Source organism: Steroidobacter sp. (assembly GCF_036402275.1).
Lineage (GTDB): Bacteria > Pseudomonadota > Gammaproteobacteria > Steroidobacterales > Steroidobacteraceae > Steroidobacter.
Map to the genome: position 1 here is coordinate 176,290 of NZ_DASWTF010000014.1, position 24,120 is coordinate 200,409.

23 protein-coding genes are annotated in these 24,120 nt (G+C 62.4%); 7 read left to right on the forward strand and 16 right to left on the reverse strand.

From position 1 onward, the window contains the following. Positions 1–59 precede the first annotated feature (59 nt). From VGD45_RS07770 to VGD45_RS07830, 13 genes are all read right to left on the reverse strand, one after another. Positions 60–971, reverse strand: a complete 912-nt coding sequence (locus tag VGD45_RS07770) for an FAD:protein FMN transferase (protein ID WP_331154708.1) — start codon at positions 969–971, stop codon at positions 60–62. Positions 972–993: 22 nt separating this feature from the next. After that, positions 994–2,301 (reverse strand): DUF3570 domain-containing protein, encoded by a 1,308-nt coding sequence (locus tag VGD45_RS07775; protein WP_331154709.1) that lies wholly within the window; start codon positions 2,299–2,301, stop codon positions 994–996. Positions 2,302–2,311: 10 nt separating this feature from the next. Beyond that, positions 2,312–2,524 carry a DUF4266 domain-containing protein gene (locus VGD45_RS07780; RefSeq protein ID WP_331154710.1) on the reverse strand — a complete coding sequence of 71 codons (213 nt, stop codon included), beginning with the start codon at positions 2,522–2,524 and terminating at the stop codon, positions 2,312–2,314. A 14-nt stretch (positions 2,525–2,538) separates the two neighbouring features. Further along, complete coding sequence (locus VGD45_RS07785) at positions 2,539–3,045, reverse strand: TlpA disulfide reductase family protein (RefSeq protein ID WP_331154711.1); 507 nt, start codon at positions 3,043–3,045, stop codon at positions 2,539–2,541. Between the two features lie 221 nt (positions 3,046–3,266). After that, on the reverse strand, positions 3,267–3,908 hold the full coding sequence (locus VGD45_RS07790; RefSeq protein WP_331154712.1) for a hypothetical protein: 642 nt from the start codon (positions 3,906–3,908) through the stop codon (positions 3,267–3,269). Then, positions 3,905–4,771: an SDR family oxidoreductase gene (locus VGD45_RS07795; RefSeq protein ID WP_331154713.1), complete on the reverse strand. Its 867-nt coding sequence runs from the start codon at positions 4,769–4,771 to the stop codon at positions 3,905–3,907. Before VGD45_RS07795 ends, VGD45_RS07790 begins: the two co-directional genes overlap by 4 nt. Then, positions 4,768–5,448 (reverse strand): TenA family transcriptional regulator, encoded by a 681-nt coding sequence (locus VGD45_RS07800; protein WP_414717565.1) that lies wholly within the window; start codon positions 5,446–5,448, stop codon positions 4,768–4,770. Before VGD45_RS07800 ends, VGD45_RS07795 begins: the two co-directional genes overlap by 4 nt. Further along, positions 5,435–6,928, reverse strand: a complete 1,494-nt coding sequence (locus VGD45_RS07805) for an AMP-binding protein (RefSeq protein WP_331154715.1) — start codon at positions 6,926–6,928, stop codon at positions 5,435–5,437. Before VGD45_RS07805 ends, VGD45_RS07800 begins: the two co-directional genes overlap by 14 nt. Before the next feature lie 2 nt (positions 6,929–6,930). Continuing rightward, the gene (locus VGD45_RS07810) at positions 6,931–7,497 is read right to left on the reverse strand and encodes a thermostable hemolysin (RefSeq protein WP_331154716.1); all 567 of its coding nucleotides are present in this window, start codon (positions 7,495–7,497) and stop codon (positions 6,931–6,933) included. A gap of 123 nt (positions 7,498–7,620) precedes the next feature. After that, positions 7,621–8,073, reverse strand: a complete 453-nt coding sequence (locus VGD45_RS07815) for a universal stress protein (RefSeq protein WP_331154717.1) — start codon at positions 8,071–8,073, stop codon at positions 7,621–7,623. A gap of 273 nt (positions 8,074–8,346) precedes the next feature. Beyond that, positions 8,347–10,173, reverse strand: coding sequence for a CHASE3 domain-containing protein (locus tag VGD45_RS07820; RefSeq protein ID WP_331154718.1), 1,827 nt, complete (start codon positions 10,171–10,173; stop codon positions 8,347–8,349). A gap of 97 nt (positions 10,174–10,270) precedes the next feature. Continuing rightward, positions 10,271–10,465: an EF-hand domain-containing protein gene (locus VGD45_RS07825; RefSeq protein ID WP_331154719.1), complete on the reverse strand. Its 195-nt coding sequence runs from the start codon at positions 10,463–10,465 to the stop codon at positions 10,271–10,273. Positions 10,466–10,526: 61 nt separating this feature from the next. Beyond that, the gene (locus VGD45_RS07830; RefSeq protein ID WP_331154720.1) at positions 10,527–11,567 is read right to left on the reverse strand and encodes a universal stress protein; all 1,041 of its coding nucleotides are present in this window, start codon (positions 11,565–11,567) and stop codon (positions 10,527–10,529) included. Positions 11,568–11,789: 222 nt separating this feature from the next. On the opposite strand from VGD45_RS07830, the gene VGD45_RS07835 reads away from it, so the two are divergent. After that, positions 11,790–12,446, forward strand: coding sequence for a DUF2238 domain-containing protein (locus VGD45_RS07835; RefSeq protein ID WP_331154721.1), 657 nt, complete (start codon positions 11,790–11,792; stop codon positions 12,444–12,446). Here VGD45_RS07835 and mgtA read toward each other — a convergent pair. Then, complete coding sequence (mgtA, locus tag VGD45_RS07840; RefSeq protein WP_331154722.1) at positions 12,425–15,016, reverse strand: magnesium-translocating P-type ATPase; 2,592 nt, start codon at positions 15,014–15,016, stop codon at positions 12,425–12,427. The genes VGD45_RS07835 and mgtA overlap by 22 nt on opposite strands. Before the next feature lie 23 nt (positions 15,017–15,039). Beyond that, positions 15,040–16,029, reverse strand: a complete 990-nt coding sequence (locus VGD45_RS07845) for a sugar phosphate nucleotidyltransferase (protein WP_331154723.1) — start codon at positions 16,027–16,029, stop codon at positions 15,040–15,042. A 153-nt stretch (positions 16,030–16,182) separates the two neighbouring features. Here VGD45_RS07845 and VGD45_RS07850 point away from each other — a divergent pair, with 153 nt between their 5' ends. From VGD45_RS07850 to VGD45_RS07860, 3 genes are all read left to right on the forward strand, one after another. Then, positions 16,183–17,133: a ribose-phosphate diphosphokinase gene (locus VGD45_RS07850; protein ID WP_331154724.1), complete on the forward strand. Its 951-nt coding sequence runs from the start codon at positions 16,183–16,185 to the stop codon at positions 17,131–17,133. A gap of 118 nt (positions 17,134–17,251) precedes the next feature. Continuing rightward, the gene (locus VGD45_RS07855) at positions 17,252–17,866 is read left to right on the forward strand and encodes an OmpW/AlkL family protein (RefSeq protein WP_331154725.1); all 615 of its coding nucleotides are present in this window, start codon (positions 17,252–17,254) and stop codon (positions 17,864–17,866) included. Positions 17,867–17,874: 8 nt separating this feature from the next. After that, on the forward strand, positions 17,875–18,672 hold the full coding sequence (locus VGD45_RS07860; RefSeq protein WP_331154726.1) for a hypothetical protein: 798 nt from the start codon (positions 17,875–17,877) through the stop codon (positions 18,670–18,672). Between the two features lie 4 nt (positions 18,673–18,676). Here VGD45_RS07860 and VGD45_RS07865 read toward each other — a convergent pair whose 3' ends face one another. Next, positions 18,677–20,659, reverse strand: a complete 1,983-nt coding sequence (locus VGD45_RS07865; protein WP_331154727.1) for an SDR family oxidoreductase — start codon at positions 20,657–20,659, stop codon at positions 18,677–18,679. Positions 20,660–20,810: 151 nt separating this feature from the next. Between VGD45_RS07865 and VGD45_RS07870 the strand changes: the two genes are divergently transcribed. The 3 genes from VGD45_RS07870 to VGD45_RS07880 all read left to right on the forward strand — a co-directional run bounded on the left by VGD45_RS07870 (position 20,811) and on the right by VGD45_RS07880 (position 24,104). Continuing rightward, positions 20,811–22,259, forward strand: a complete 1,449-nt coding sequence (locus VGD45_RS07870) for a wax ester/triacylglycerol synthase family O-acyltransferase (RefSeq protein WP_331154728.1) — start codon at positions 20,811–20,813, stop codon at positions 22,257–22,259. Positions 22,260–22,375: 116 nt separating this feature from the next. Next, a complete protein-coding gene (locus tag VGD45_RS07875; protein WP_331154729.1) occupies positions 22,376–22,870 on the forward strand; it encodes a phasin family protein in 495 nt (164 codons plus the stop codon). Between the two features lie 10 nt (positions 22,871–22,880). Further along, positions 22,881–24,104, forward strand: coding sequence for a patatin-like phospholipase family protein (locus VGD45_RS07880; protein WP_331154730.1), 1,224 nt, complete (start codon positions 22,881–22,883; stop codon positions 24,102–24,104). Positions 24,105–24,120: the final 16 nt, after the last annotated feature.

A 24,120-nucleotide genomic window follows, 5' to 3' on the forward strand; every position in this document is an offset into this window, starting at 1 on the left:
CTCGTCGATCGACATCAACCGCAGGCGCGAACGACGGGCGTTCTCTCCCGCCACGGGAATTAGCCCTGAATCCAGTATTTCGCGCCACTCGCACGCAGAAAGCTTTCACTCTCCCTACCTCGCAGCATGGCGAGCGTCGTCAGCGTTCCGGCTTGTGTGCAGGTGTCCGCTGCAACTGTGATGGAATGAGGTGCGTCCGGGACCGGCCAGCCCGTCAGTGCGTCGATGATGTGTGAATAACGCCGCCCCTGATGAAGTACGAACCTGCGCGAGTCCCCGCTGGTCGCAAGCCCGCCGCGACTCAGGTGTACGACGTGTACAGCCGCACCGGCGCGCGCCGTTGCTTCGATTCCGACTCGCCACGGCTGCCCGTCACGTCGTGGATAGCGTACTGCGACGTCGCCACCGAAGTTGACCAGACAGCTGGACCCCGGTGAGATCTCCTCGATGCGCGCCGCTGCCAGATCCACCGCATACTCCTTGCCGATGCCACCGAGATCGATCTGCATCCCCGGCTGTAACTGCAGGACGGGTTTGCGCCATTGAACCTTGTGCCAACCCACACGAGTCATCAGGGCATCGACCTGCTCTTGCGTCGGAACGACGCTGCCGCCATCGAACGTCCAGGCTTTGCGCAGCACGCCGGAGGTGATGTCGAAGCGCCCTTCGGACATCTTCGTCAGCGTCGCTGCGAAATCGATCAAGGCGGCGGACTCTTCATCGAGCACGACCGCGCGACCCGCGTTCGAGCCGATCATGTGCACGACGCTATCGGATCGGTAACGGCTGAACTTTCGTTCGATGCGCCATGCGCAGCCAGCGGCGACATCGACGATCTGCCGAGCGAGCGCTGCCGGCGCCTCTTCGATGAGCACTTCGCACGGCGAAGCCATTGCCATGAAGCGCCCCACCCAGTGCCCCGCCTCACGGCCGAGTGTGATGGACGCGCTTTGCGGGGGAGTCTCAGACATGACGAGCTGACTCGCCTCGACGTTACAACCCGAAGCGGTACCCGAACTGCGCAATCACCGCCTTCAAGTCCGGGACCTGTTCGCGGGCGAACTGGTTCCCGATCAGCTGATCGCGGTCGATCGTGCCGCTTTGCTGATAGTACTCCACGCGGGCACTCCATTCGTTCCCGCCCATGGTTCGATGCCCGAATTTCAACCCGAGCGTGACCGCGTCGAACTCGCCCAAACGAAAATCCGCTGACGCATACGCCGGCAATGCCGCGCCCTGGACCAGGCTCGGGTGATAGAAGTCCGCTTGCGACTGCATGTAATAGCGAAGCTGCGGCTCGACGTAGCTCGTGTCGCCCACTGGCCAGCGCAGCCGGACCTCGGTCGTGTTCGAGTCGATCCCCCAATCGTCGGTCATGAACCGATACGAGCCGTACAACACCGGCGCGCCGAAGGCGTGTTTCATTTCGGCATACAGGCTGTGCTTCGCACGGGAATCGGGCCGGCCCTCGTAAAGATAGACACCGGTTGGTCCCAGCACACCCGGCGCCGGCGTGCGCAAGATCGCGTCGCCAGTGACGCCGTCGACGACGCTCAGGATCTTGTAGGGATCGTTCAAGTAGCCGCTCGACTGGCTGTAAGAATAGTTCACGCGCAGCAGCGTATTGCGCGACAGGACTTGAGTGACGCCGAGCAGCACGTCGATCACGTCCTTACTGTCGCTGGTGCGTTTGTTGCTCTGATCGCCCACATCGAGCATTTGCGACAGCGGCAGAGGAGCGCCGCCGACGGGATCGATGTCATCTTCCGAATAGGCCAAGCCGGCGGTGACGGTCGTGTTGCGTTTGTTGAAATCGCGTGCCAGCGAAACATTCGCGCCGAGATGAGTGTAGTCGTATTCCGTTGAGAAGCCGAGGCCAGCCGACAACGTGTATAGTCTCGCGAGCGGTTGACTCCAACCCACATTGAGCGCGAAACGCGTGTCCAGGAATGTGTCATCGAGCGGCGCCTTTCCGGCCGGGGTCGTGTAGACCGCGCGTCCGGAAGGGCTCGTGAATGTCTGCGGTGTATCGGTTGCGATCGCGCCGCTCGCAGAAGCGCCGGTGAGCGTATCGGCCGTCAGCGTGAGATTCAGTAGTCGCTCATCCTCGAAGGCGCGTTGTGCGCCGATGGTCGCGCTCACGTCCTGCACGCGATCGTCGCTTTCGCCGTAGTAGAGCAACGCTGTGTCGAACGACCAGCGTTCGGCCTCCTCCGCCATGACGGGCGCCGCAGCGCTGGCGCCGAGCAAAGCGCAGGTGGCCGCGGCGAGCGTGGCGCTCACATTGTTATCGTCGCTCATTTTCCTCGCCTCAATTACAGCCGCAGCCACCGCCGCCGAAGCCGCGCCCGCCGCTGGACGCCTCCTTGCTGAAATAGATGTGATCGTCGATGGCCGCATCCACCGGATTCGTATCCAGAGACATCTCGGGGCGCGCGAGTACGTCACGCTGCCACGGCTCCACTCCCACGCTCGCGCAGCCTTGGAGCGCAAGGCACGCCGCAAACAAACCGAATGCTTTCATGTGATTTCTCCCGTTCACTGATTCATTGCGCGAGTACGATCCGCGGCATCGGCAAGCAAGCGTTCCAGCTCCGCTTCGCGCTGCTCGCGCATGCCATTGCGAAAACCAATATGGACGTGAAGCTGCTGCCCATCCCGACCGATGACGTACGAGCTAGGCATGCCAGGCACCTGGTAGTGCTCGGCAAGCGAGCCCTCCGGGTCGTACACGATCTGGAAATCGGCGGGTGTCTGTTTCAGAAAACGATCTGCGTCGGCCCGCTCGCGATCGACGTTGACGCCGATCACCACCAGCCCGCGGTCGCGGTACTTGGCCTGCATCTCATTGAGCCATGGAAATGACTGCCGACAGGGCACGCACCACGAGGCCCAAAAGTCGATGAGCACGACCTTGCCTCGGAACTGCTCCAGGTCGAGAGCGTCGTCGGTCGCAAAGACCGCGGGCGCCAGGCAGGCGAGCGTGGCCAACACGATGAATCGAGAGAACTTAACACACGACAGGCGGGCGCCGGATGGGTTCATGATTTCCTGAAACGGCCGTTCATCGGTCGTTAGACGTAGCCCCGCGACAAATCAATCGCCGTCCGGTGTGGACGCAACTGGCACATCAGTCGCTCCAAGTCTGGTCGAGCGCGTCAAATCTCTGTCCGCGCGACTTCAGTATCAAGATGCAAAAGGCTCGCGCGGACGGCGCACTCGGCCCAGGCAAACCGCAGAAGATGAACGAGTGACCGAAATGCCGCTCACCGCGCCTTGGCCATGAGCTCCATCACTTCACGATGCCGTCCCTCGTCGGCGAGCTCGCGGCCAGGACGACGCGGCGCGTCGGCTGCACGTTGCAGGTAGCGCAAGGCGTCACGGCACTCGTCACGATCGCACAGATACTGCGCGTAGAAATAGTTCGCATCGACGCCGTCGGGATTGAGCTCGAGCGCTTTCGACAAAAACTCCTGCGCCTTGTTATCGTCGCCGAAGCCCAACGGAAAGCCCGGCACCTTCGCGTACAAAGCGCCGAGGCTGGTGTAGGCCGAACCGTCCAGGGCCTTGTCGTCGATCTGGAGCGCGGCTTCGAGCACGTCGCGGGACTTTTTGGCCAACTTCAAAGCGCCCAGGCCACCCTTCGCGCCCGCATAGGTGCTCAGCACGATCCCTTCCCAAATGAGCGGCTCCGCGCGTTGCGGATTCTCGGTGGAAAACTCGTGCGCCTCGGCGGCCAATGTCTCGAACGCCTGCACCTTCTCCTGCTTCGACGTGATCTGATAGTTGACAACGGCCCATTGCTGCTGGATGTGCGCGAGCTCTGTATCGAACGGAGTCTGCGCGTAAGCGACACCCACACTCAGGCCAACGAGCGGCACGATGCCGCGAAGTATGCGAACACTCATGAAAATTCCCTCGGCTTGGCGGTGCTGTGCACGAAGTTGGACGTTGGCCGTCCTACAGTTGCGGATGTGGATCGGCTGGCAAAATTTCGGATCGTGGCCAGCTTGTGAAGTAGCACCATGTCCACTACACGCGGCAGTACCGCGTTCACGCGAGCGAAAAACTTCTCGGGCCAGCCGATTACCTGTTCGAGCTTGTCGGCTTGCAGCGCCTGGACGATGTGGCGCGCGACCTCTACGGGGTCGTCCGAGGCGTTGCCGAGCATCTCGTTCAGATCGTTGAGCGCATTGCTGTTGAACGATGTGCGCGTGGCGCGCGGAGCGAAATAGTGGACCCGTATGTCGGTGTCCGCCAGCTCGCGCCGGAGTGCTTCGGAGAAGCCCCGAAGACCGAACTTCGTAGCGCAGTACACGGTGTTACCTGCGAAGCCGATGCTGCCGAATACGGATCCTATGTTGACGATGTGTGCTGCTTCGCTACGCCCGAGACACGCGCTCAGACGACGGCACAGATCCATCGGCCCGGTGAGGTTGGTTGCGATGGCGGTCTCCAGCGACTCCGCGGACTGGCTCATCAGCAAAGTGAAATCGTTGACGGCCGCGTTATTGATGAGAATGTCGATGCCGCCTCGCCAGCGCGACGCAAAGTCGCAAAGCCTGGCGCGGTCCGAAGCGCTGGTGATATCGGCGGCAAAGATCGCCGTGCGCTCCTGGTCCGGATGGTGCTCCACGACCGCCGACAATGCCCCATGATCGCGACCGCTCAGCAGCACCTGCGCGCCTTCGTCCAACAACCTGACGACCAGCGCTCTGCCGATGCCGCCGCTCGCGCCCGTAACGAGAACGCGCTTGTCTTGCAGATTCATGCCGCTCTCCCCTCGGTGGCGGTGACTGACCGCTCGTCCAGCTCACGGAAAATGTTTCCATAAAGACGAAACATCACTCGCGCGCATCGCTCGACAGCGTTCCGATCCTCCTCATCCGCCAACCGATTCAGGATGGCGTACAGATCCTGCACGTGCTGCTGATCCAGCTGGCCGTGACTGCGCAGGTAAGTCATGGCCTTGTTCGGCAGCTGCAGCGACGCCTGGATCCGATCCGCCGCGTTGGATGCGAGCGCCACGCTGGCGCCTTCGAGCACGAACACCATGCCGAAGAAACCGACGGGATTGCGGCGCATGGCGGTGTCATAGGCATACGAGACCATCGCATCGGTGGCCATCGAGGGTTGGCTGCTGGCCGCCGCCGATGCGTCAGCTCCCGCGGCTTCGATGTCATTCAGGATCCACTGCTCGTGACCCTCCTCCTCTTCGGTGTAATGAATGATTTCCTTGCGCAACCAGGCCAGCCGGGCCGGCAAGCGCGACCCGACCGCCATCAGCAGCGGCACCGTATGCCGTACGTGATGAAATGCCTGGGTGAGGAACGCAATGTACTCGTCGCGTTCGATCTGCCCGGCGAGCGCACGATGAATGATGGGTGCACTGGTCAGGTACTCGCGCCCCGCCGCGGTGCGCGACGCAAGCAGCTCATGAAATTGCAGGGACGTTGCGGCGTTCATGGTCATATAGGGAATCGATGAGTTGGTGATATTTCGCCGCGATCTCCGTGCGGCGCAGCCGGCCGTTCGCGGTCAGCAAACCGTTGGCGAGCGTCGGCGCTTCGGGGAACGACGCCCAGCGGCGCACGCGGGCGTAGTCGGGCAAACGAGAGTTGGCGCGCGCGATGGCCTCGTCGATCGAGTGTTCGCTCGTCTGTGGACTTGCGACCACGAGCGCTACCGGGTGCGGCTTCGCCTCGCCGCTGACCATGGCCTGCACGATCGCAGGGTCCGATGCGATCTCGCTTTCCACCCATTCCGGCGTGATGTTTCGGCCCATGCTGGTGATGAACATGTTCTTCATGCGACCACGCACATGGACGAAGCCGTCGGCGTCGATCTCTCCCAGATCGCCTGTGCGCACCTCGGCGTCCGTATGCTGTGAGCCGCCCAAGTAACCCACCATCGTCGCGCCGCCGCTGACGCAGATCTCTCCGTCATGATCGATGCGGACTCGCGCATGCGGCAACGGCCGCCCTACACTGCCGGGCCGGTCGTGACCGGGAATATTGAGACACACCACCGAGGCGCATTCACTCAAGCCGTAGCCCTGGAATACAGGCAGACCCACGCTGCGCCCTTCTTGCAACAGCTCCATGGACACAGCGCCGCCGCCGACTGCTATGAATTTGAGTGACGCTGGCGGGCGCCAGCCACCGCGAACAGAGTAAACGAGTACGCGTAACAGTTCGGGTACGAGAATCATGCTCTCAGGTGAAGTCGCGTCGATGGCTCGCAAGAGCAGCGGCACTTGCAATCCGGCGTAGCTCACTCCCATCGTATGACACGGCCGCGCCACCACCTTGGCGCCCATCGTCAGGGGCACGTACACGCCCGCGATGTTTTCGAGCAGAGTGGCTAGAGGGAGGATGCAAAGGTGAGTCCGTATTCCGAGCCCGGCTGTCGCCGCCACCAGCGACTCCGTCACGGCATGGATCGCGCTCTGTCCCAGGCATACGCCTTTCGCCGCGCCAGTGCTGCCCGACGTGTAAGTCATCTTGGCGATGCCCGCAGATTCAGCGACGGAGCGTCGGTCACGTTTCAACAAGGCGAGGCCGGTTCGATGAGAACTGGCGAAATACGAGAATTCCGGATGATCGGCGGTGAAGCGCCCCGATTGATCCGTAAGTATCCACTCCAGGTCGGCGTCGTTCAGTACGTGCCGGACTTGCTCGCGCGTGAAAAACGGAGGTAGCGGAACAATCATGGCCTCGCACGCAAGTAGCGCGAGATCGCTGAGTATCCAACGCGCGCCGTTCTCGGCGAGCAATGCACAGCGACGCACTCCCATGGACTGAAGCCAGCGCCGCTCGGAGTCGACCGAGCGCTGCACGTCAGCGTAGCTGAGCTGGAGCGCGCCATCGTCAATCGCGGGTAAAGAACCGGCCGCTTTCATCAATGCGTCGAGCAGCGTGATGGACATGTTCATTGCCTATGGCGACGGTGCAGACTCAGACCGTCCGGGAGATAGCCCGCCATGACTCGGGGATGTCTGTCGTAGTAGCGCCCCCAGTCGTCGCCCGTGTTCTGAGCACGGACCGCGGTCGCCACCGCGAGGTCGAGCAGCGGAGCGTGATAGCTCGTAAGCAGCTCACGCACTGTATCGGTCGCGGTGAATACGATCCAACGATGGCCGCGATCGAGCAAAATGCGCGGCAGGTCGAGCACCAGGCGCATCGCCGAGCGGCAATTGACGCCAGCGAGATTGCCCACTTCGACGATCTGCGAACGACCGATCTGCTGTCCGGAAGATGACGCGACGGCCTGCTCGATGGGAACGTCCAGATAACGCTCCAGGAACAACGCTTGGCCGGCGGCGCTGCGAAATCCCGCTGCGCTACAGACGGCGCCAGTCTCGTTTCGCAGGCCCAGCAAAGTAGGCATGAAGGAGCACACGTGCGCGCCATGCCTCGACGCGAAAACGTCACGTATGAATCGCTCCAGCTCTTCGCGCCGCGGATCGTCGGCCTGATACAGCGAGAGCTTCGTCATCTTTACGCCACCCAATGCTTGATTGCAGGGTAGGACGTGGCGCGCCGGCCCAATCAATCGGGCGCCGGGATGACAAATCGTTCGATGGCGGTGTCCGCGATGACCGACAGGCCCGCCGGCCCGTCAATCGTCCACGTGATCTCGCACCAGCAGGACCGGCGCAGGCGAGTGTCGCATCACGAGTTCGGCGTCGCTGCCCATCGCCAACCGTTTCAGCCCACGCCGGCCGTGAGTACCGAGCACGATCAAGTCGGCGCTCCATTCCATGGCCTGCGCGACAATCTCGTCCGCGGCGTGCGCGCCGATCTTCTCTATCATCTTATCCTCGAACGGCACCCCCGCCTCGCGTGCCCGAATAGCGGCATGCTCGAGGATCTTCCGACCCGCGCCGCGTATCTCATCCGCCAACGCCTGATAGTAGGCTGTCGAGGCGATCTCGCCCTCCAGAATCAGCGTATTCAGCACATGCACGAGCAGTAAGCGCGCGCCAGTGGCGTTCGCCAAGCGGATCGCTTCATCCAGTCCGCGCAGGGATGTCGCGCTGCCATCGATGCCGACGAGAATTCTTTGATACACGGTAGCTTGCCTCGGTGACGTGTCTCACGCCGATAACGTTCGCTGCAGCGTAACGGCACCGTCGGTGGCGCCATATCGGGAACGCCGCTTAACTACTCTCGGGAAAACCGCTCGCCGAAGGCAAGATCGAGGTTGCGAGTATCGATCCGGTGGTTGCGATGGAGCGGACTGGGAATCCCGCGCTCGCCGAAACCGCTATAGAAGTTCGCCGCCGGCTGGCGTACGTCATCGAGACATTACAATCGACGAATTGAGCGGATTCACGGCTTCTGTTCAGGCAGCCGCACCATCGAGGACCTTGCGAATGTGAGCCGACAGCTCTTCGGCATCCACTGGCTTATGAAATACGCGGCACGCAGTGATCGACGCGCAACGGGGGCTCACTCTCATCGTATCCCCGCTGAGCACCACCGCAGGGATCTCGCGGTGCTGGCGCTCGCGCAGCTTCTCGATCAAATCGGCGCCGCTGAGCGCTGCATTGAGCTGAAAATCGCTGACGATCACATCCGGTGACTGCTCCCATTGCTCCAATATATGGAGCGCGTCTTCGGGCGATCCGGCGGATCGCACTTCATGACCGTCCATCTTGAGGAACAGTGCGGTGGCGTCGCGCACCGATGCCTCGTCGTCCACCAGCAATATCCGGCCGGCGCGCACGCCGTTCGCCACGATCGGCGCCGGAGCCTGCACCGGCTGAAAGCTCGGAACCGCCGCATGCAGCTTCAAGCTGAAAGTCGTGCCCTCGCCGGGCCGCGAGCTCACGCCGATGGGAACATCCAGCAACTTCGTGAGCCTGCTCACGATGGACAGACCCAGGCCGAAGCCCTCGCGCCACTGCTGATTGCTATCGAGGATCGGATGAAACTCCTCGAAGATCCGCCCCAGCTGATCTTCGGGAATGCTTCGTCCAGTGTCGGATATTTCCAGTATAACGGCCTCTGCTTCACGCCGAGTGCGCAACGACACCCGCCCTCGGTCCGTATGACGAATCGCATTGGCGACGAGATTTTGGAGTATTTCACGCAGCAGGGTTGGATCGGTGCGCACAGCTTCGTTACATGCGGCGATCTCGAGTAGCAACTGCTTCGCGCGAGCTTGCGGAGCAAACTCGGCTTCCAGCGACGCGAGCAGGCCGGCCAGCAGCACATCCTCGGTATGAGTCTGAATTACCCCCGACTCGATCATGCTGATGTTCAACAGCCGGTTCACCAGGCTCGACATCGCGGCGAGCGAATCTTTCTGAGCAGCGACGATCGCCTGCGCGGGCCCGCTCAGCTGCTGACCGCTGAGCGCCGCGTTCAAAAGCGACAGGGAGTGCAACGGCTGGCGCAGGTCGTGACTGGCTGCCGAGAGAAATCTCGTCTTGCTGGCGGTCGCTTCGGCGAGCGAGGCGTTCAGCTCATCGAGTTGACGCATGGCCTGCGCCCGAGCCGCCATGTCTCGCTGGATCCTGAGCAGCATCATCAGCATGAGCGCTCCGGCGCCCGTCAGAAACGACACGATGATGAGAAAATTCCGCTGCAGGCTGTCCTGCTCCTGTTCCTTGCGCCGGCTCAGCAGGCGCTCCTCTTCTGCCGACATCGTCGCGAGGCTGCCGAGGACCTCTCTCATGGTGGCGATGTCCTGGTCCGTCTGGAGGTATGCGATGGCCGCTTCCATGCCCTGCGCCTTCCGCAAGCGTAGCGCGTGATCGAGCTGCGCGCGACGTTGGGCGACCGACTGTCGCAGGGTTTGCAGGCGCTGAGTTTGCCTTTCGTTATCGACGATCAAACGCTGCAGCTCACGCAACTGAGCGTCCAGCGCGGCCATACCGGAGCTATAGGGCTCCAGATAAAGTTCCCGACCGGTAAGCAAGTAACCGCGCTGCCCCGTCTCCATCTTGAGCAGCGACTCACGCACGGAATCGAGAGCGACTCGGACTTCTTGGGCGTGATGAGCCAGATCGGACGTGGTCCGCACTTCCCGCAGGCTCAGATGCGCCATCCACAGGACCACGGCGAGCAAAGCAACGCTGACGACGACGCTGGCGGCGTTCTTTTTCCCGAAACCCGTCAGTGAGGCAGACCACACGCGCATGTGAGCGAAGACCCTTTTGAGCATGACTTATAGCAATGCGCCTCTAACGCCACGACGCGACATCCACGGGGATCATCAGGTCTTCCCCTTAGCTGTCGCTCGAGCGACCAGGCGAAGCCTCCTAATCGGTGCTCCACCACTCCACGAACTCGCGGAAATCGATCAAACCGTCGCTGTCCGTGTCGATTTCATGGAAGCCGATGCGCAGGTCCGTTCCGGACATGCCTGCTTCCAGGCCCTGCATCAGGCGGGCGAATTCCTCGAAGTCGATGCGTCCATCCCGATCCTGGTCCGCCGACGCAAACTCCTCCTTCATCTCGCGACTGCCGGAGAGATGTCGACCTGCGGAACTGCTCGAAATAAACATGTGTAAACCTCTAATGAGCGACATGCGTGATGCTGCCGCCGGATTGTCTCTGCCGGTACGCGAGCGAGTAGCCGCGTGGTCGTTCGGCGCGTTCACGATACGTCCTGCGCTCGACAGGAGTCTTGAACCCGCGTGGCTTCACGACGAGCACATCGCAGCTGATCTTGTCGATCAGACGTTCCGCGGTGTTGCCGATAAACACCCGCTTCAGACCACGACGGGAAACCGCGCCCATGACGACCACGGCTGCTGCATGTTTCTTCGCGAGCCGAGGCAACTGAACGGCCGGATCGCCACGCACGAGCGCGGAGTTCTCGGCAGGAATATCTGCCTTCTTTTGCAGCCTGCCGATGGCGCGTTTGAGATTCTGTTCATGAGCCTGCTGCTCTTGCTCCGACATCGCGATCCAATACGCCTCGATGGGCGTGTCGACGATGGCGCCTTGAGGCAACTCGAATGCGTGACAGAGCACGACCTTGTCTGGGCGCGCACCGGCCGCTTCGATGGCCTGCGCGACGATGCGATCGTCGAGCTTCGCGGGCTTGGCGTGCGCATGCAAAGGATCCACTGCCGCGATGACCGGCGCACGTGGATTGAACTTCTCCGACTTGCTCAACCACAGCGGGCACGGACAGTTGCGGATCAGATCCCAATCGATGTTGCTCAGGAACAGCCGAGCCAACCGGCCCTGGCCGCGGGTCTCCATGACCAGCAATCGTGCGTGACAGTCCAGAGCTTCTCTCACTAGCGCATCCTGGACGGGATAGTCACAACGGACGGCGATACTCACGTCCAGGCCACGCAATTCCGTTCGGCTCGCGAGCGTTTGTAACCGTTCAGTCCGGTTGTCCAGATCGGCCTGAGCTGCTTGTCGAACAGTCGCCCCCGCCCGCGCCAGCGCACCCTGCGGTATCGCCAGCACGTGGACCAACCTCAGCGGCGCGTCATACAGCTTCGCCAACGACGCTGCCTTGCGCAGTACCGATCTTGCCGAGCGGTCAAGCGTCCGTACCGCGACGAGAATCGGGCGAGCGTTCCGGGTCCTCTTCATGCTTCTGCTCCAAGTAGCCATGGACGTGATTGCGGCTTGCCAACAGCGTAGCAACGCCCAGGAAAAAGCCATTAAGGAGACCCGCTTAACCGTTCTCGGGAACGTGCGCCTGCATGAGAAACACTCGAGTGGGAGAGCCACGGATCGACTGCGCAGATCCCCTGAGTAGTGCTCCCGATGCTGCACGGCTACGTTGCCTGTGTGGCTACTCCGCTGACATCGATGAGGCGCTTTCCCGAGGCGACATCCAACGAGCGATTACCGCTCGTGCTACTCCTGCTATTGATCGCAGTCTGGCTTGCGCTCGCCCTCGAACCGGTCAGCCGTCAGGACTGGCTCCTCGAAAACATTCTCGTGCTCGTGACCGTGCCGGTACTGGTCGCCACGCGACATCGCATGCGCTTCTCCAATGGCTCCTACGTGTGCCTGTTCATATTTTTCGTGTTGCATTCGATCGGCGCTCATTACACATATTCGCTCGTGCCGTACGATGCCTGGTGGCAGACGCTCACGGGCAGCACGCTGAATCAGATGCTCGGCTGGGAGCGCAATCACTACGACCGACTCATTCATTTCTTCTACGGCGTGCTGCTGCTGCAGCCGTCGGCCGAACTGTTGGGCCGCTATGCCCCGGCTCGCGGCGTCTGGCGATCGATCCTGCCAGTCCTTTTTGTAATGTCGCATTCGGTCGTCTACGAGCTGGTCGAATGGATCGCCGCTCTGATCGTCGCTCCGGAGCTCGGGGAAGCTTACCTTGGCACCCAAGGCGATCCCTGGGATGCGCAGCAGGACATGGCGCTGGCGACGCTCGGCGCTATCGTGACGACATTGCTCATCCGACTCACGCGCAAGTCAGATCAGCCCGGCCCTGCCCGATAGAACCAGTATTTGGTCAGCTCCGCCGCGGTGACATAGGCGGCGGTGATGGCGATCAACACGCCGAGCACCTCGATCGGGATCGGCACGAAGCCGAGAGCGCCGACGAATGGAAGGTAGGGAATGGCGGGGGTTAGCGCCGCCAGGATCAACGTGGCAACCAGCAGGACCGAGCCGGGCCTGCTCTTGAAGAAGGGGCCTCGGGTGCGCACCACCAGCGCGATCATCAACTCCGTCAGTAGCGATTGCACGAACCACGCCGTCTGGAACACTTCCGCCGAGGCGTGAAAGATCCAAAGCAGCGCGCCGAAACACAGCAGATCGAACAGCGAGCTCAACAGCCCGAACTCGATCATGAAGCGGCCGATGAAGCGCATGTCCCAGCGGCGCGGACGCTCGATCGCGTCGCGATCCACGTTGTCGTCCGCGATGCCTACGGCGGGAATATCGGAGATGAAATTGTTGAGCAGGATCTGACTGGCGGTGAGCGGCAGGAACGGCAGGAACAACGACGCGAGCGCCATGCTGATCATGTTGCCGAGGTTGGCGCTCGTGGTGGTCAGCACATATTTGAGCGTGTTTGCAAAGGTCCTGCGGCCCTCTTCCACCCCGCGGCGGATCACGTCCAGATCGCGCTCCAGTAACACGAAGTCGGCCGCCTCGCGCGCCACGTCGGCGGCCTGCTCGACGGAGAGGCTGGTGTCGGCCGCATGCATCGCGGGAGCATCGTTGATGCCGTCGCCCAGGAACCCCACGACGTGCCCGGCTCGCTTCAACGCCCGGATGATGCGCTCCTTTTGGTTCGGATCGAGCTCGACGAACAGGTCGGTGCGTGGCGCTTCACGCCATAGCGCCGGATCGTCCAGCTTGTCGATCTGCCCTCCGGTCAGCACGCGCTCGTTCTTCAAGCCTACCAACACCGCGACATGCTCCGCGATCAGCTTGGAATCGCCCGTGAGGAGCTTGATGGCAATGCCCAGCCCACGCAGACTCTCGATGGCCTCCCCGGCGCCTTCTTTTGGACGATCCAGGAATGTGAGAAAACCGGCGAAGCAGAGTTCGTGCTCGCAGTCGCGCCCGTATCTGTCACGTTTGGCGAGCTGCTTGGTGGCCACGGCAACCACTCTGTGGCCGCCTCGTCCCCAATCGTCGTAGCGCTTCTGCAGCTCGGATCGGACTCGCTGATCCAGCGGTGACCCATCCGCGAGAAACGCGCAAGCCTCGAGCACCTCGTGAAAGGCGCCTTTTGTGACCAGCAGAACTTCACCTTTGCGCTCGACGACCACGCTGACTCGGCGGCGCACAAAGTCGAATGGAATTTCTCCGAGCTTGCTCAGCTTGCTCACGTCCGGGCGACAGGCGTTCAGAATCGCGTCGTCCAGGGGGCTCGCCAGTCCCGTTTCGAGCGCCGCATTGATCGCGCCCAACTCGACGACAGCCTGGGACATCGCGCCATGCACGTCGTAGCTGCCTTCCAGACTGATGACGCCTTCGGTCAACGTCCCTGTCTTGTCGGTACACAGCACATCCATGCTGCCGAGGTTCTCGATTGCATTGAGATGGCGAACCAAAACGCCGCGGCTCGCTAACATCTGTGCACCTCGGGCCAGATTGACGCTCAGAATCGCCGGCAGCAGCTCTGGACTCAGCCCCACCGCCAATGCCACGGCAAACAGCAGTGTCTCCACCACCGGTCGATCTGCGAGCATGTGGGCCGCGAACACCAGGAGCACCATTCCCAGCATGGCGCTGGTGAGCAAATAGCCGAATCGCGCGACGCCGCGATCGAATTCTGTTTTCGGTGCTTGCAGCCCCAGCTGCTGCGCGATCGCACCGAACTGGGTGCTCATGCCCGTGGCCACCACCACGCAACGCAGAGTGCCGCTGCGAACGTTCGTGCCGAGATAGACGCAGTTGAACCGCTTGCTCAGCGGCGTATCGGCAGGCAGCACGCCCGCTGATTTCTCCACCGGAAAGCTTTCGCCGGTCAGCGCCGACTCGCTGACGAAACAATGGTCCGCTGCGATGACCCGCGCATCGGCGGGGACGAGACTGCCCGCCGACAGCAGGACGACATCGCCCGGAACGATCTCATCGATCGCTATCGATTGTTCCCGACCGTCGCGCAGCGCCTTGGTGCGCGTTTTTATTCGCTGGCCCAATGCCGCCGCTGCCGCGTGAGCCGTGTATTCCCGTCGATAGCCGATGACTGCGCTGGCAGCCAGAATGGAGCCCACGATCGCTGCTTCCACGAGCTCCCCGCTCGCCGCCGCGATTACCGCCGCGAACAACAGCAGCAACAACAGCGGACTGGCGAATTGGCTCAGTAGAATACTCAGGCGCGACAGTCGACGGGTGCTACGCAAGTCGTTGCGCCCAAACTCACGCAAGCGTCGTTGTGCCTGTTCGGAGCTGATCCCCGATTTCGTAGCGCCGAGTTCCTTGCAAACCTGATCTGGAGTCAGCACCCAGTATTCATGTAACGGCTCGAGCAAACCAGGCCCATTGCCTGTAAGCAGCCGCCGCGCAAGCCACTTGCCCGGCATGGTGGACAGCGTCGCGGCCTTGAACACAGCGTTCGCTCGAGCTTCGGATATCACCCGGTGGCGTACATGGCCGTGCGGCCCGCCAGGTTCAAGTAAGCGGACGCGTCGGAATGCAGCGATGCAACCCCGCTCGCTTGAGACCTCATCCGCCGCACGGTCTCCGTGACCCGGCGCGGCGTGCCGAGATCGCTCCAGCCGCACGCGGGCACTCTCATCACTCGTAACGAACTGGCGGAGTGTTGCAGGATGCTACGAGAGAAATCGATAGTCGGCGAACGAGCGTACAGATCCGCAAGCCGAGACGTCTGCGAAGAGGCCGGTACGGAAGTGACGATGTGCCGCATCTCGCCGACGAGATCCGGACAGGTTTGCTCGAAACGCCGCAACAGGCTCTGACCTCTCGCGGCGAAGATGAACGAGTTCCACATGCCGCCGTGCGCGATCAGCGAGCGCGCGGTAGAAACATCCGGCTTCTCCAGGAAATCGCGGACGGCACTCACGTCACCGGCTCCTTCAGCAACGATATATCCGAGTTCCGGGTCGGCCTCTTCGGCGGCCATTCCCAGCAGCAGGATGCCTTCTGGAGTCTCTATGATCTCCGCCATGGCCTCCCGCAGGCTGGCGCCCAGCACCAGCTCGTTACTCACATAGTGGTCGGACGGCAGGACTAGGATGCTGGCCTCTGGATCTCGATGCAGGATGTGAAGCAAGGGCAGGAGAATGCCCTGCGCCGTGCCGCGATTGCTGGGCTGACTGATCAGGTTCCGCGAGGGAACTCTCAGATTCAGGTCCTGCCACCAATGGCGATGATGCTCCGACACGGCGATGGTGATTCGCTCGGGCGATGTAACCAGACCCGCGCGCGCCACGGCGTCGTGCAACAACGAGCCGCTGTGACCCAGCGAGCAGAATTGCTTGGGAACCGCGATGCCCGACGCCAACCGGGTGAGCGCCTGCAGCCGCGTGCCCTCGCCTCCGGCCAGGACCAGCGCCCAGTTGTGGCCGGCGTCCCAATGAGTATCCCAACGCTCTTGTGACATCGAACTTCCCCTAGGTGTTGGCTGCAGGAGAGACTGTCAGCTCTCGCGCTAGCAAACACCCCCGGAAGGGCCGTGAGAGGTTACGTACTACACCGGAGCCGGTGCGTGAGTTCGACGGTGGATCCTCCGGCCACGACGCATCAAAGTATGGCCATGCTGCTATTCGCCCCTAAAGCCTCGTTGGCACTCGCTACTCGCATCGCCGAGGCGCTGGGAATGTCCCTGTCGCCCAGCGAAGAACGTGAGTTCGACGGGGGTGAGCACAAGATGCGTCCCATGGTCGAGGTAGCCAACGAAGACGTCTACGTCGTGCAAAGCCTGTGTGGCGACGCCAGCGCCTCCGCGAACGACAAACTGTGTCGATTGCTGTTCTTCGTCGGCGCTTTGAAAGATGCCGGCGCTGAACGCGTCACCGTGGTAACGCCCTATCTCGCATACGCCCGCAAGGACCGACGCACACAGCCGCGCGATCCGGTGACCACCCGGTACGTCGCGGCGGTCATGCAAGCCGTGTGCATCGATCGCGTAGTCACGCTGGAAATTCACAATGAGGCGGCGTTTGACAACGCCTTTCGGTGTCCCACCGTCCGCCTGGAGGCGGCCGACGTATTCGCTCCGGAGATTGCCACGGAAGTCGGAGATCAGCCGGTGATCGTGATGTCGCCGGATATCGGTGGCGTCAAACGCGCCCAAAGGTTCCGGGAACGCCTGGCCCGCACTCTGTCGCGGGAGGTCGATCTGGCGTTCATGGAGAAACGCCGCGCCAGCGGGGTCGTGTCCGGCGAAACGGTTGTCGGCGAACTGAGGGGCCGCGCGGTAGTCATTTACGACGACATGATCGCCTCCGGCTCGACGATTTTGAGAGCCTGTCAGGCCGCGCGCGAGGCCGATGCCAAATCTGTGTACGTCGCAGCGGCGCACGCCGCATTCCTGCCATCTGCTTCGAAACTGTTCGAAACACGCGCAGCGGACAGCGTTCTCGTCACGGACTCGATCGCACTGCGCCCCGAATTCAACCCATGGCTCGGCGCCGCGCTACGCGTGTGTTCGCTTGCTCCGCTCGTGGCCCGGACCATTCAGGATCTGGCGCGCCATCGCCCGTAGGCGGCTCCACCACTGAGAATTCGCTGCGATACTCACTGACCCGCTCAGGGAACCTCCTCAAGCGCTGCCCCAGTCATCCGCTATACAAAACTCCGGCGGATTCTTCGAAGGAGTTGGCATGAACACACGAGCCATGCTGTGCGGGTGCCTGGTGGCAGCGGCGCTAGTCACGCCGGCGCACGCGGACGACAAGGTCCCGCGTCACTGGATCGCACGCATCGGCGTGCATCCCATCAATCCCAAGCCGAACAATCATGCCGAGTTCACCGTCGACAACGCCGCGAGCTTGTCGATCGGCGCGACGTATCTGTTCACCAAGCATTGGGCGGTCGAATTGTTCTCGGCCTTTTCCAATGCGCACGACGTTCACGACCCGGATGATGGGCGAGCGGCGCGTTTCTCCATGATCCCCGCGAGCGCGACGCTGCAGTATCACATCACTGACGCCAGCGGACGCTTTCGCGCGTATGCCGGCGCCGGCCTCTCGTATGCCCACCTCGGGGATGAGCGGACCAAAGGTTCGCTCGGCGGCCAAACGCTGGCGCTCGACAATTCGAGCGGACTCGCGGCAGCGATCGGCCTCGACATGGACCTCGGCTCGAAATGGTTCGTGAATGTCGACGCTCGCTGGATGGATATCGACTCCTCCGTGAAGATCGACGGGCAGCCGCGCGGCACGCTCGATCTCGATCCTTACATGTTCGGTTTATCTCTGGGCCGACGGCTTCGTTAGGTGACCGCATGGACGTCAGGACTTGGGCGCTCGTTTGTCTGATGTTGCCGACCATGAGTGCGAGCGCCGAGCCCGAAACGACGGAAATGCGGATCGTCACCAAGATCCGGCTGAGCGACTGCTGCATCGAGTATGAGGGCCTCATCACCTCCGAGGCGAACGACGGTGTGTACGAGCTGTACCAGGATGCCTCTCCCAAACCGACGACGCTGATCATCGAAAGCAATGGCGGCGGCGCAGGGGCCGCCATGCAACTCGGCAACTGGATACTCGACCACGAGCTCGACGTGCGAGTCGACACTTTCTGCTATTCCAGCTGCGCGAACTATGTCTTTCTCGCCGGGCGCAACAAGGTGCTGGCCTCGCATGCTTCGATCATGTGGCACGGCGGCGTCACCCAGCCAATCGATCGCGCCGAGCTGGAACATCTGCTCGATGACATGCTCGGCGCGCTCGAAGAAGGGGCGCGCGATGAAATCCTGGCCGAGCGTTCACGGGAGCGCTTGCTCGAGCAGATGGAAGCATCGCGCCTCGAACTGGTCGCGCGCGAGACGCAATTCTTCCATCGTATCGGCGTCGATCAGCGCATCACCGTGCTCGGACATCTGTTCGAGCGCGAGTTGCTCGCCAACGATCATGACTACAACGGCTGGGACCTGTCGCTGTCGGACCAGGAGAAGCTCGGCGTGCACGGCATCGAAGTCGTTGGCGACGTGGCCTGGGAACCCTGGCCAGCGCGCGAAGGCTTGCAGGTCTATCGCGTCAGCCTCGATCGACTGCCCGGCTTCTCGCCCGTAACCCGGTGAGCGCTCACCAATGCAGTCCATGCATGACTTTGGCGAATGTGATGGCCGCGTCGGTCGGGGGCGCCTCCTGCGTCGCGCCTGAGGCTGCGGCCGAATCGGGAAACATGCGGAACGCCGCACTGTTCACGCTATCGGCAATCCTCGGTGCGAACAGCTCCAGTAGTCTCGCGAACATTCCCAAACGAGTCGCAATGCGCGGCGACTGGTGCACGATTGCATCCAGGACCAGCTCGGCTGCCTGTTCCGGCGTCAGCGCCGGCAGCTTCGTATAGGCCGTCGTAGGCGCAATCATCCGCGTGCGGACCAGCGGCATGTTGATGACGCTGAACCGCACGCCGCAATCCCGGTACTCGGAAGCCGCGCAGCGCGCGAAGGTTTCGATGGCCGCCTTGGATGCGGCGTAAGCGGAAAAGCGAGGAGCGTTGCTCAGCACGCCGATGGACGAGATCACGACCACCTGACCGCTGCCCTTCGCTGCCATTCCTGGCAAGAGCGCGAGGGTCAAACGTACCGCGGCGAGGTAATTCAACTTCATCAGGCGTTCGAAGTCGTGCAGGCGCTGGTAAGAGGCGGCAATCGAGCGCCGGATCGAATGCCCCGCGTTGTTGATCAGAATGTCCACGCCGCCGTGCTCGGCGAGCAAGCGCTGCACGAATGCATCGCAGGCGGCGGCGTCCGTGATGTCACAAACGTAGGTATGCACCGTACCGCCACGGCCCTGAATCTCTGCTTTGGTTTCTGCCACACGCTGCGGATCTCTGGCCACGATGATCGCGATCGCACCCGCATCGGCCAGCCTGAGCGCGGTGGCGCGACCGATGCCGGAGCTGCCGCCGGTGATCAACACCCGCTTGTTCGCGACCCTGCCCGCCAGACTCCGATCGTGCCTGAGATCGGGATCCAGATGGCGTTCCCAGTAGTCCCAGATCCGCCAGCCGTATTCCTCGAGGCGCGGCAAGGTTACGTCAGTGCCCTCCAGCAAGGACCGCGTGCGCCGGTTGTCGAATAGCGTCGGCATATTGACGAAGGTGAGCACGCTGCGCGGCAGATGCAGGTCGTCGAGCAGCTCATCCAGAATGGTCCGCAGCGGCTCGAAGGCGCTCAATGCCACCGAAAGATCGATCGGCAACGATCGAAGCAGCTCGGTATCGACCCGCAATCCCATCATCGGCGCGTGACCGGCGCGCGCGAACAGGTTCAGCACTTCGCCAGCATGGCGGGGCTGCGGATCGGTGAGATGAAAGCAGCGAAAGGCCTGATCCGGCAATTGCGACAGGCGCACCATGGCCGCCGCTACGTAATCCACTGGCACGAGATTGACGTAGCCTCCCTCGAAGCCGATCGTCGGCAGCCAGCTGGGAACGTGACGGCGCATGATCTGCAGCGCCTTGAAGAAATAATAAGGGCCATCGACTTTGGTGATGTGACCGGTGCGCGAGTCGCCGATGACCATCCCCGGCCGATAGATGCGCCAGGGAACGTGAGTCTGCCTGCGCACCAGCGCCTCGGACTCGTGCTTGGTGCGGAAGTATGGGTGTTCCAGATGACAAGCCTCTTCGAACATGTCCTCCGTGAACACCCCGTCGTAAAGTCCGGCCGAGGCGATCGAGCTGACGTGGTGAAAGTGGCGCGCGCCCATCGCCCGAGCGAACTCCAACGCATGCCGCGTTCCCTCGACGTTCGCCTGCGCCAGCTCCTCGCTGCTCGCTTCGATATCGTAGAGCGCGCCCAGATGAAAGAAATGTTCGATGGGCTGGCCAATCCGGGCACGCTCCGCTGGCGCGATCCCCAATTCGGGCTCCCGCAGGTCTCCTTCGATTGCGATGACTCTCTCTGCCCCCGCCCCCCACCATTGCCGCAGGTCATCGAGCTTGGGCACGGCGGACTTGCGAGCCAGTACGTACACCGGGCCGGTCACATGCGACAGCAGCTCCCGCACGAGATAGCGGCCGATGAAGCCCGTCGCGCCGGTGACGAAACAACTCATGAGTCCCCGCAAGCGATGCCGATGATCGCAGGCTAAGAAGCTCGCGCGAATTCAAACATCGGGACTAGCCCGTAACGACTCAGGGGCAGACGCGCTTTACATGCCAGGCCCGATGGCGGTTCCATGCGGCTATCAAGGAGCAGCATGAATCATGTCCGGCGAATCGATCAGCCCGGTGGATCTGGCATGGCTGCGCATGGACAGCCCGACCAATCCCATGGTCATCGTCGCCGTGCTGATCCTGAGCGAGCCGCTCGCCTATGCGCGGCTGAAGCGCGTGCTCGAACGACAATTACTGACATTCGAGCGTTTTCTGGATCGGCCCATCTGCGATGCGCTCGGTGGGCATTGGCAACGCGATGAGCAGTTCGAGCTCGCCTTCCACTTGCGTCGCCTGAAACTGCCACCCCGGGCAGGCGAGTCTCAGTTGCAAGCTGCCGCGAGCCGGCTCGCGAGTACGCCTCTCGATCCAACGCGCCCGCTTTGGCAGTTTCACCTGGTTGAACGTTTCGGCAAGGGCAGCGCCATCGTCGGACGAGTGCATCATTGCTACGCCGACGGCGTAGCGCTCATGCGTGTGCTGTTGTCATTGACCGAGGCGGCGCCCGGTGCGTCATCTGTTCCCTCACCGGCCAGCAAGCACGTGAACGAAGCGTCCCAAGCGCCACGATCCCTGCTCGCGCCCCTCACCGGCGTGCTGGGCTCGGCGGAGACGCTCGCCCAACGTGCGATCGAAACAACGGCTGAAGTCCTCAACACGTCCCTGCAGGCGCTGGCTCATCCCACTCAGGCGGCGAGCCGGGTACAGCGGATTGCCGACGCAACGCGCGAACTGGCGAAGATCGCGCTGCTGCCTCCGGATCCGCCGACGCCGCTGAAGGGCCGGTTGAGCCGGAACAAACAAGTGTCGTGGGCCGAACCGCTGTCTTTCGCGGAAGTAAAAACGGTCGCGCACGCGCTGGGCGTCTCCATCAACGATGTGCTGCTCTCGACGGTGGCCGGTGCGCTGGGCGCCTATCTGGAAAGCGGCGGGACCGCCATCGATTCGATGACACTCAAGGCGCTGGTGCCAGTGAATCTGCGCCCCGCGGACCAGACGCCGCGTCTGGGCAATGAGTTCGGCCTGGTATTCGCGAGTCTGCCGGTCGGCGAGCGCCATCCGCTCGCGCGACTGTATGCAGTGAATCGCGACATGGACGCCTTGAAACATTCCTCGCAAGCCGTCGTCGCATTCTGGTTGTTGACGGCGTTGGGCGTGTTGCCAGACATCGTCGAGCACGAAGCTATCGAACTGTTCACGACCAAGGCCAGCGCGGTCATATCGAACGTGCCGGGCCCGCGCGAGCCGCTCTACGTCGCCGGCGTACGCATCGAGCGCCAGTTCTTCTGGGTTCCTCAGGCAGGCAGTATCGGCTTGGGTGTCAGCCTGCTGACGTACCATGGCGCCGTGCACTTCGGCGTGATGGCCGATCGTCATCTCATTCCCCATCCCGAGCGGATCACGGCGCGTTTCGTCGGCGAATTCGAGCGCCTGCTGCTGCACGTCCTGGCCGGAGTTCCGCCTCCCGCGCCGCCCCGCCCTGCCGCGAGCACTCCGTAATCGCCCGTGGGTTTTCGCTATACCTTCGGTCGAGTCTCGACTCGCACACTCGGTCACGTTGCCTGCACCGCTGCACGCGCAACCAACTTAGATGCGACTTTTCTGGAGGATCGAACATGGCTACTCGAAAGAAGAGCAAAGCGAAGCGCGCGTCCGCTCAACCGGGCAGTGCTTTTTCGAACGTGATCGACGTCGGACAGCAGATCTGGCTCGCCGGGCTCGGCGCCGTGGCGCGCGCGCAGCGGGAAGGACCGAAACTTTTCGAAACGCTCGTGATGGAAGGCAGCGAGCTCCAGAGCACCCAGCGCGAAAACGTGCAGGAGCGCACGGCCGACCTGTGGAAAGGACTGCGCTCGCAACTCGACAGCCGCACCGCGGGCGTTCGTGGCAAAGCGAGTGAAACCATGGACAACCTGGAGGACATCCTGCAGGCGCGCGTTCTCAAGGCGTTACAGCAGCTCGGCGTGCCCACCTCGCACGAGATCGACGCTCTGGCCCGCAAAGTGAAAGAGTTGAACAAATCGGTGCAGGCGCTCACGCAAGCCAAGACCGGCAAGGACGGCGGACGCAAAGCTCCGACGCCCACCGACCAGCAGGGCGCCGCAGTCTGAGCGACGACCCATGTTGCAAGTGGAACCCGCCGCCAGGAAGCGACGCAGTCAGCAGCGCGTCGCTTTGGCGCTCGCTGGCGGCGGGCCCTTGGGCGCCTTCTATCAACTCGGCTGCCTGCATGCGCTGGCTGACTGCACCGACGGCCTCGATCTCACCCATCTGGATGGCTACGTCGGTGTGAGCTCCGGCGCGGTGATCGCCGCTGGCCTTGCCAACGGTATCGATACGGGACAGATGGTGCAGCTGTTCTTTGTCGAAGACGGCACGGAGCGCTACCCCTTGACGCCCGGCATGCTGATGCGACCTGCATTGAGCGAATATTGTGACCGCGCCATACGCCTGCCCTCGCTGCTCAAACGCATCGCCAGCAACCTCACGAAAGATCCGTTCGGCCAGAACTGGGCGGCGCTGCTCAGCCCCCTGGCCGAAGCCATCCCCACCGGGGTATTCGACAATCGTCCCTTCGAACACTACTTGCGGGAGTTGCTCGGCACCGGCGGACGCACCAATGACTTTCGCAAACTGCACGCGATGCTGCGGATCATCGCTACCGATCTGAACACGGGTGAGGAAGTGCGCTTTGGCGAGCAGGGCTACGATCGTGTGCCGATCTCCGAGGCAATCCGCGCCAGCACCGCCCTGCCCGGTCTGTACACACCCGTTCGCATCGGCGATCGCACACTGGTCGATGGCGCCTTGTTGCGCACGGCGCATGCGTCGCTGGTGCTCGAGAATCGCGCCGATCTGGTGATCACCGTGAATCCGCTCGTGACATTCTCCAACTCACGCAGACACAACGGCCATTCGCACGATCTTGCCGAGGGCGGGTTCATCACCGTGATGAACCAGACGTTCCGGGCATTGATTCAGTCGCGCATGCAGATCGGCATGGCCGCGTACCGCGAGCGTTATCCGTACAGCGACCGGCTGTTGTTCCAGCCGGATCGGGACGACGAAATCATGTTCTTCACCAACATATTCCGCTACTCGGAGCGCTATCGCCTGGCGAGCCATGCGTATCAAATGACTCGACACGATCTTCTGGAGCACGCCGATCCGCTGGAGCGCGTATTGAAGCGCCACGGCGTCACACTGCGGCTGGATCGCCTGCGCGATCCGCAGCGCTGGCTCGCACCACGCGGCGGCATCTCTCTTGGCACTGGAACGACAGCAGATCTGAGTCACGCGCTCGACCGCCTGTCGCATTGGCTCGACGCTCAGCAGGCTTCATAGCCGGGATCGCAAATTT

Coding starts and splice junctions, on each gene's coding strand:
- VGD45_RS07850 (WP_331154724.1), top strand. CDS start 16,183: ATGCTGCTATTCGCCCCTAAAGCCTCGTTGGCACTCGCTACTCGCATC.
- VGD45_RS07825 (WP_331154719.1), bottom strand. CDS start 10,465: ATGAAGGAGGAGTTTGCGTCGGCGGACCAGGATCGGGATGGACGCATC.
- VGD45_RS07880 (WP_331154730.1), top strand. CDS start 22,881: ATGTTGCAAGTGGAACCCGCCGCCAGGAAGCGACGCAGTCAGCAGCGC.
- VGD45_RS07820 (WP_331154718.1), bottom strand. CDS start 10,173: ATGCTCAAAAGGGTCTTCGCTCACATGCGCGTGTGGTCTGCCTCACTG.
- VGD45_RS07805 (WP_331154715.1), bottom strand. CDS start 6,928: ATGTCCATCACGCTGCTCGACGCATTGATGAAAGCGGCCGGTTCTTTA.
- VGD45_RS07775 (WP_331154709.1), bottom strand. CDS start 2,301: ATGAGCGACGATAACAATGTGAGCGCCACGCTCGCCGCGGCCACCTGC.
- VGD45_RS07875 (WP_331154729.1), top strand. CDS start 22,376: ATGGCTACTCGAAAGAAGAGCAAAGCGAAGCGCGCGTCCGCTCAACCG.
- VGD45_RS07855 (WP_331154725.1), top strand. CDS start 17,252: ATGAACACACGAGCCATGCTGTGCGGGTGCCTGGTGGCAGCGGCGCTA.
- VGD45_RS07790 (WP_331154712.1), bottom strand. CDS start 3,908: ATGAGTGTTCGCATACTTCGCGGCATCGTGCCGCTCGTTGGCCTGAGT.
- VGD45_RS07835 (WP_331154721.1), top strand. CDS start 11,790: ATGAGGCGCTTTCCCGAGGCGACATCCAACGAGCGATTACCGCTCGTG.
- VGD45_RS07785 (WP_331154711.1), bottom strand. CDS start 3,045: ATGAACCCATCCGGCGCCCGCCTGTCGTGTGTTAAGTTCTCTCGATTC.
- VGD45_RS07845 (WP_331154723.1), bottom strand. CDS start 16,029: ATGTCACAAGAGCGTTGGGATACTCATTGGGACGCCGGCCACAACTGG.
- VGD45_RS07830 (WP_331154720.1), bottom strand. CDS start 11,567: ATGAAGAGGACCCGGAACGCTCGCCCGATTCTCGTCGCGGTACGGACG.
- VGD45_RS07860 (WP_331154726.1), top strand. CDS start 17,875: ATGGACGTCAGGACTTGGGCGCTCGTTTGTCTGATGTTGCCGACCATG.
- VGD45_RS07780 (WP_331154710.1), bottom strand. CDS start 2,524: ATGAAAGCATTCGGTTTGTTTGCGGCGTGCCTTGCGCTCCAAGGCTGC.
- VGD45_RS07795 (WP_331154713.1), bottom strand. CDS start 4,771: ATGAATCTGCAAGACAAGCGCGTTCTCGTTACGGGCGCGAGCGGCGGC.
- VGD45_RS07810 (WP_331154716.1), bottom strand. CDS start 7,497: ATGACGAAGCTCTCGCTGTATCAGGCCGACGATCCGCGGCGCGAAGAG.
- VGD45_RS07770 (WP_331154708.1), bottom strand. CDS start 971: ATGTCTGAGACTCCCCCGCAAAGCGCGTCCATCACACTCGGCCGTGAG.
- VGD45_RS07865 (WP_331154727.1), bottom strand. CDS start 20,659: ATGAGTTGTTTCGTCACCGGCGCGACGGGCTTCATCGGCCGCTATCTC.
- VGD45_RS07870 (WP_331154728.1), top strand. CDS start 20,811: ATGTCCGGCGAATCGATCAGCCCGGTGGATCTGGCATGGCTGCGCATG.